Annotated in this window: 3 protein-coding genes and 1 pseudogene; 1 reads left to right on the top strand and 3 read right to left on the bottom strand. The window is 37.2% G+C overall.

Translation table 11 applies throughout. The annotated features are described in order from the left end of the window. Positions 1-248 precede the first annotated feature (248 nt). The 3 genes and pseudogenes from mobC to J7E44_RS23855 form a co-directional block, all read right to left on the bottom strand. Positions 249-1,931 (bottom strand): annotated as a pseudogene (gene mobC, locus J7E44_RS23845) (conjugal transfer protein MobC); the annotation flags it as partial. Positions 1,932-2,168: 237 nt separating this feature from the next. Beyond that, positions 2,169-2,777, bottom strand: a complete 609-nt coding sequence (locus tag J7E44_RS23850) for a phosphoribosyltransferase (protein ID WP_214834701.1) — start codon at positions 2,775-2,777, stop codon at positions 2,169-2,171. Beyond that, positions 2,767-3,441 carry a DNA-processing protein DprA gene (locus tag J7E44_RS23855; RefSeq protein WP_214834703.1) on the bottom strand — a complete coding sequence of 225 codons (675 nt, stop codon included), beginning with the start codon at positions 3,439-3,441 and terminating at the stop codon, positions 2,767-2,769. Before J7E44_RS23855 ends, J7E44_RS23850 begins: the two co-directional genes overlap by 11 nt. 1,356 nt (positions 3,442-4,797) lie before the next feature. On the opposite strand from J7E44_RS23855, the gene J7E44_RS23860 reads away from it, so the two are divergent. Continuing rightward, positions 4,798-8,394 (top strand): FIDD domain-containing protein (locus tag J7E44_RS23860; RefSeq protein WP_214834705.1); only part of this gene is annotated, 3,597 nt, incomplete at its 3' end.

Genomic DNA, 8,394 nt, shown 5'->3' on the forward strand with positions numbered 1-8,394 from the left:
AATCCCGTATGGGATGGCAAACATTTAGGAAGGACAAATCCTACGGGTACCTATTGGTATACCATTTCATGGGAAGACCAAATCAGTGGAAAACTGTTTAAAAGATCAGGATGGATATTACTGAAAAACAGGAACAATGACGAAAGTAAAAATTATATTAGAGATTAATGAAGTGCTTAATTTGAAAAGTATAATCTTTTTAGAGTTGCTAGCCTGTTAGGACGGTTCTCATACTCTTTATCATTTTGTGAGATCTTTGAAACTGGAATCAAACTATCCAATTGCGTTGAAATGGATGTTGGATATGCTTTGCCTTTTTTGCAAAACTTTACCAAATCTCTCAGATAATGCTTTTGCGGTTTCTCCAACCACCTGTCCGCTGAAAATATTTCCAACGGTGTTTTGGATCACCTTACTTTCTTTATCACCATAGTCGCGCGCTAACTGTGAAAAGTCCTGAAGCCCCAGGCATACAGCTACTTTATTGCTTCTGGCGGTTGTTATCAGGTTATCCAGCCCCCTAAAATAAATAGTGGGCAGTTCGTCAATAATAATAGAACTCTTTAACTGACCTTTCTTGTTGATCAATTTTACAATCCGTGAATTGTTATAATCCTAGGACAGCTGAATAGATGTTCTGACGGTCAGGGTTATTACCTACACACAGAATTTTCGGTTCCTTCGGATTATTAATATCGAGTGAGAAATCATTTCCTGTCATCACCCAGTAGAGCTGTGGAGAGATCATTCGTGATAAGGGAATCTTTGCCGAGGCGATCTGTCCCTGAAGCTGATCTTGTGCTCCTCCCTGCCAGGCATCCATAAAAGGGGAGAGGTAGTTTTCCAGTTCATAATAGGAGGTCAGGATCGTAAAAACATCCTCATATTTTTTATTGAGCAGTTCGATGGCATGTAGAAAAGTACAGTATTTACCATCCTTATAAATCTTTAAAAACCAAATAATTGCAGCTAAAAGTATAATGGGGCTTTCAACAAAAAAGTCACCCTGCTTCTGTATCCAGCTTCGGTTAAGATTCAACATAATGGTGTAAGCAGCTTCATATGCATCAGAAATATCTGTCATGAAAATAGGATCTAAAGGATTGCACCGATGGCTTTTCCTGGGATCATCAAAGTTAATGATGTAAAATTTTTTGGTTTTATTTTGTAACCGTCTGAATGGTGTAATAGATGGTTGTAAGCAATGGTTGAAAGGTCATCAAACTTAAAATCATAGATGTACATTGAGAATCCCTTTTCAATATGCTGCCTGATGTAATTATTCACTACAGCATAGGATTTTCCTGATCCCGGTGTACCCAGGACGATGCTTGCACGAAAAGGATTTACTACGTTAATCCATCCACTATGCCATTTTCCTTTATAATAGAATTTAGTAGGAAGATTAACAGAATACTCGTTTTGTATCAGTTTGGTTTCCTGCATGAAGCTTTCATTTTCATTATTGAAGACATCATCCATTAAGTTATGTTTCAGCAGCCTGCTCGTCCAAACTCCTGCCATCAGTAGTGTAATGTACCCCAATCCATACTTAGTATATAAAGTATTTCAAAAGGTTTTGGTGAGATTTTCAATAGCGGAGTATTAAGAAAAAATAGTACAAACCCAATGCCCATCGAAAGATAAATTTTAGTCCAGGTTATTTTTTCATTTTTAACACCTTTGGTTCCTAAGCAGCTTAAAATAAGTAGAATCAAAGCAAATATTTTGGTATAAAGTGGATGTGAAAAAAGTCCAATGGTTCGTTGAAAATTCGTAAGAGTGGTATCTATTGTAGACAATACCAAATCATGTTCATGAAAAAAACTGTAGCAAAACCAATAATTGTGAATCAGTACAAGCAAAATACTTACCGCGCGCATGAATTCCATTATTTTAGCTAAACCCCTTAAATCATCTTCTCCTTGCATATTTATAAAAATAAGATAGAAAAATGAAAATAGAGAAACTGCATGAGGATAGGGATTATATGGCAGGGGTTGGATATAAAAGGCTTCTTTTAGCATGTGTTTCCAATTATGCAGACATTGTGTGCACAATTCAACTGAAGTCGATTAGAGACTAATTGACAATGTTTGAAAAGTTAAATTTACCAGTAACTCCGTGAAAGAAGTGTACTGTCTAACCGGTTCTTTTGCCTACTGTAATCAATCAGGAAGCTGAACGTTATCATTGAGTCCAGCTCTTAAGAAATCTCTCTTTATATCCGTTAATGATTCCGGTTCATTAAAGCTTCTGGTTCTCATTGGGCAAAAAATCTTAATCTCTTTATCAGGATAGGCTTCTTTTAGCAGTAAAGCACTTGCATAGGCTGTTCTTCCTAGCGTTAAAATATCGTCTACAATAATAATAGTGGGTTCCGAAATGATAAGTGGTTCTACTTTTAAACTGTTTAAATGGGTGCTCACCGAATTCCGTTGGTCAGCACTGAACTTACTGCTTGATTTAGCGATTGCCTCTGTTCTGCTTAAACAATTAGTTACACTATTTCCGATTCCATTTTTGACTAAGTTTTCTGCGATAATCAAAGATGGATATACGGCTCCATCTACCTGGGGGGAGCTTCTTGGAACAGGTACTAAAGTAGCATCTTCAAAATAAGTATGTAGATTATTTTCTTTTAAGCGTAATGATAAATGATCTGTAAACCCAGCTTCGCCATTTTTAATGCGCCCCTCAATGTTTTTGGATTGCACGGCAACTGTATTTTTCCCTCTCGGGGAATAGACCAGAAAAGTCAGGTACTCAAAACGCATAATCGGCTTTAGCGGTAAGGTATGGGATATCAAGTATTAAGTCATCGTAGTTGTCATTGGTAAGGATTTGAGCTCCATAGTTCAGCATTTCTTTTGCCCAGCTAATATTTTCGTTAATAACGTTTTCCATTATAAAAAGTTCTCTACCCAATCGTAAAGCTTCCCATCCCTGATGTCTGGTTCCACTTTTTTCATTGGCTTCAATGATTATTGTTGCATCACTAATAAGAGCCATAGTACGGTTTCTAATTGGGAAATCTTTACTGGTGGTAGAATATCCTTCCGGAAATTGTGAAATCAAAAGATGATCATTTGCAATGATATCCTGGAGACTTTTATTGGCAGCAGGAAAATATTTATTAAGTGGGGTTCCAATTACAGCAATGGTATGACCACCTAATTCAATAGCTGTTTTGTGGGCTGTTGCATCAACTCCCTCTGCCAGTCCACTTACTACCGTAATATTATTTTCAACCAAGAACCTAGAAATTTTCCTGGCTCTTCTCACTCCTAAGTCAGAAACCTTCCTTGAACCTACTACAGATACTCTTCTCCCATTTTCCAAAAGAGAAAAATCACCCTTGAAAAATAATTCTTTGGGACTGGACTTCTTTTCAATCGGAGTAAGGTTAGAGTAATATGTGTGGTATGGATGGTGGTTCATAATAGTACAAAAGTAATAATTTATCCTAAATTTATTCACAAAATGTTTATAAAATATTCACAAAATGTGTACATGAAATCGCGGTCAAAGTATAATATTTTTTAATGTTTATTCTAATTTAAATGATGTTTTTTCTCAATATTTATAATGATTATCAGCCCTGAAATTATTGCTGAGTAAATACATGGATAAATAAATGTTCTGTTAGAGCTTATCTTTGTAAATCCGAAAAAAGAAAGGAAGTAAAGACTAATACAATACAGAGAAAGACTAAAATTATTTTATTATTTGTCCATTTCTTAATTATTAGTGCTAAAATTACCATTGCAGGTATGGAAAGGATTAAGCCAAAGCCTGAGATAACTAGAAATCCATTCCAAAAATGAGCTTGGTGTCGAAGAACACTTATTAACTGAATCGGAACTGCTGAAATAAGGCTTGTCAGTATCCATATTTTTAAAACAAATAGATGGACAGATTTGTTTAAATTACCACTGGTTTCTGACATACTCATTTTTAAAATATGATTATTTGAATTCAAATTTAAAATAATTTAGTTTATGTTTATCTTTTTATCCCTTTGGTTTTCTTTTCCTCTTCCTAATTTGATTTTCAAAAGAGAGTTCCTCATAATCTTCATTTTGGGATTCTGGTAAGATTGATATGAAGGCTTCCATCATACCTTGCATGGCGCCTATCATTAGGGAATCATTGAAGATTTGGGTCTTAGTAGCTTAATGAAAAATTATATAACAGACAGTAAACGATTCCGTAAAGAGGGGGAAGTGGCAATGAAAACGATTTTCCGCTCCACTTTATTGCTTCCCGATCAAAGACTGATGAAAGGCTGCTGCCTGGATCTATTCATGGATGAGTTTTTAAGCATTCTAAAATTAGTATAAGTGTATGGATTATAAAGATCAAAAAGACAAGTTATGCTGTTTCTCAATTATTTAAGACTATTTTTAAGTTTAAAAAAAGAGATCAGACATTTTTTATCAACAGAACATTCCATTATCATCCACATCATCGAAGGCAACAAATCTGTAAGGGTGATCAATTATTTTTTTTCTTTATATAGAGTATTGGATTATAGATAAAAAACTATAAGTTGCGTGTGATAATACTACATGTTATGACCTGTAATACAGATATTTAGTATTTATGTTTGCATCCAATTTCATCATGATTAGTTTGCGAAAAAATGATAAAAAATAACGACGAAAAACTACTTTGTATGGCGATGGCCAAATTGATGTGATCAACTTTGCAGGAATAATAAATTTTTTGGAATTGCGATAGGTAGTTAATGCTCAATTCCTGTGATCTAACAAGAAATTTAAAACATTGCTCTACATGGGGAAAAATATTCTTTTACTATTATTATTTTGTTTGTCATCGACTGAACTTTTTGGACAAAGGGATACGGACCACTGGATTGCACCCTATTACGACTGCACAGGGAGTGGATACAGCCATGCTCTATATTTTTCAACAGACTCTACTACGCCCTTTGAGATTAAAATTTACAGCAATAATATTCAGATCGGAAGTGTTACCGTCAGTAAAGGTTCACCTACAACTTTTGCCGTAGCACCCAATTATATAAAACTCACGACAATTGCAGAGGCTGCTTCACCTTCTAATAAAGGAATATACACAAAAGGAGATAAACCCTATTTCTTAACGATGAGAATTGCAGTTGGAAGCCATGCTGAAATAATTACATCCAAGGGCAGGGCTGGTAGCGGGACGGAATTCCTCACAGCAGCAGCTCCGATAACAGTTAGTTCCAGTATCAATAACTTCACAACAGGAATTTTAGCAACAGAAGACAATACAACAGTGAATATTTCAGGATATAATCCTGCTGTAACTTTCCTTAATATGCCTCTATCTCCCACCACTATTACGGTCAATTTAAATAAAGGTCAGTCTTATACTCTCGCAGGTATAGCCAATACAGTAGCTAATAGAGATGGCTTTATTGGAGCAAAGATTACCACCAATAAGCCAGTTACGGTAACCAATGGTAATTCCAATGGATATTTTGCCACATCAGGCAATGATGGTTCTGATTTAATTATGGATCAGTCGGTGCCTATAGAACGTTTAGGAAGTGAATTCGCCATGATAAAAAGTGCTTCTACAAGTCCCTATAATATGGATGGAGGAATTATTATTGCTACCGAAAATAATACCCAAATCTTTCTGAACAGCAGTACTGTTCCTATAGCAACAATTAATGCAGGACAGTATTACAGAATATTAGCTAATGCCTACATTAACCAAGGCAATGGACACTTTAATATGTATGTGAAAACTTCGAAAAATGTCTACCTCTATCAGCTGGTAGGAGTTGGCTCTGTCGGTAATACTGGCGGATATAACCTAATTCCCTCCTTAGATTGTTTCTTACCCAAAAAGATGGATGAAATCGGTAAGATCAATGAAATGCCTAATATTACATCTACATCTGTAAGGTTGAACATTCTTACGCAGACAGGAGCGAATGTAAAGGTCAACGGAATTTCACCCACACCTGTTCAGGGGCCTTATCCACTTCAGGGTAACAGTAACTGGGCTACTTATTCTATACAGAATATTACAGGAAATGCGACCATTACCTCAGACAAGGCTCTAACTGCGGGAATAAACGGAGGGTATAGTACTGCAGGATACGGAGGGTATTTTGCGGGTTTTTCTTCTGTGCCAACCATTGTGAGGAAATCGGGTGAATGTATACCCGAAATGATACTTGAGGTAGATGACAGCTATGATAACTATCAATGGTATCTTAATGGGAATATTATTCCTGGAGCTACTTCGAACATATATAAGCCAGTTCAAGGAGGAAATTATACAGTGAAAATAACTGTTGGAGGATGTGAGACTAAATTCACCCCGGTTTACAAGATTTATACCTGCCTGTTTGAAACGAATAAGAATGATACTGTATGTAATGATCCACTCAGCATTATTCCGCAGTTTTCCTATTCATCGCAAACAACGGTTTCGGGAAGTGTTACAATCGTTACACCACCATCTCATGGTACCGTAACAATAGATCCGACCTCCGGGGTTATTATCTATACTTCGAATTCAGGATATATCGGAACTGATACTATTGTATATAAATTTTGTGGAAATGATCCAGAGTTTACAGATTGTGAACAGGTCACGCTACATCTCAATGTTTCCAAGATGCCTACAATTCAAAATGCAATCTTGAATTTTTGTTCTGATATAGGTACTGCCACCTTTGATCTCACATCGGCTGAAGGCTCAATCTCCACAACATCGGGAATAACATTTACTTATTATGAAAACCTAGCTGATGCCAATGCGGGGAATACAAACAACATTTCCAATCCTACAGCTTATACCTCAGGAAATAATATTATTTATGTTCGTGTATCTGCTGGCTTTTGCTATAGCATTGCAGAGCTAAAGCTTACGGTCAACATAAAACCCATTCCTGTCATTACCACTTCTTCTCTTGTGATTTGTCATGACATTCCGGTAACCTTAACCTCCGGTTCATCGACAGGAAACACATGGTCTACAGGAGAAACCACGCAGTCCATTACCGTAAGCGCCGCAGGAACCTATACTTTAATCAATAACAATGGAATATGCCAGAGTGATCCAGTGTCAGTAACTATACTTAAAGATGAAGATCCCAACCTTCAGATCTCGGGTAATCTGATGTTCTGTGAGGGGGATTCTACCATATTAACTGCTACAGCTAACGGAACAGGAAATACTTTCCAATGGAACAATGGTAATACCGGAAACACCCTTACTGTTACCACTGCGGGAACATATACTGTTACGGCAACCACTCCTTTAGGGTGTCAATATCAGGAATCGGTAACCGTAAATATGGATTCTCAGATCATTGTAAATATTGTTCCTCCCGCACAGACCATTACCTGTAATTTGCCAACCATTACTTTAGATGCCACAGGATCAGTATATCAGCCAGGAGCTATCTTCCAGTGGACTGCAGGACCAGGTGGAAATATTGTTTCAGGAGCTGATACTTTAATGCCTGTAGTGAATCACGGGGGAGTCTATACCCTGACCATCACCAGTGCTATTCCTGGGGGCTGTGTAAAGCAAAGCAATGTAACAGTCCAGGAAAATAAGATTCCTCCACCAGTTGTTCTATCTGCAACCCAGTTGGCAATCTGTAAAGGAGATTCAGTAACCCTGACCGCCTCAGGAGGTATTTCATATGTATGGACAGGATTACCCGGTAGTGGAAATACCCAGACCGTTTCCCCCATGGATACCACAACCTATACACTGGAAGGAAAAGGATCAAATGGATGTATCGCTCAAGCAAGCATCACCATTACCGTAGTTCCTGCTATTGAGTCTTCACTTCATGAAATTCAGATCTGTGAAGGTCAGAAAGGAGTATTGGATGCCGGGTCAGGCCCTAACTATACCTATAACTGGAGTACGGGAGAAACCACAAGGACGATTGAAGTTACTCAGGCTGGAACCTATACTGTAACGATCAGCAATGGAGTATGCTCTAAAGTATATTCAGCAAATGTTTCTTATACCCAGGTACCGGATATCTTGGAGATCATCTATGAAAATGATGCACTAAGGATTGTCGTGAAAAACCATGAAAACCTTGCCTTAGAATTCTCTATCGATGACGGAGTAACATGGCAAAGTTCCAACACCTTCTACAATGTCCATAGGAATACAGTATATGCCATCAGGGTAAGAAATACCAGAACCTCTTGTGATGTTTCAGTACAATACTATACGTTCTTCTTACCCAATGCCATTACCCCGAATGATGATGGTAATAATGATGTAATCAGCTTTGCTGGAATAGCCAAGTTTAGGAATTTCTCAGCAATTATATTTGACAGATATGGTCATCAGATCTTTAAAGCCACAGAAAGTAATCCCGTATGGGATGGCAAA

Source organism: Chryseobacterium sp. ISL-6 (assembly GCF_018613715.1).
GTDB classification, from domain to species: domain Bacteria; phylum Bacteroidota; class Bacteroidia; order Flavobacteriales; family Weeksellaceae; genus Chryseobacterium; species Chryseobacterium paludis.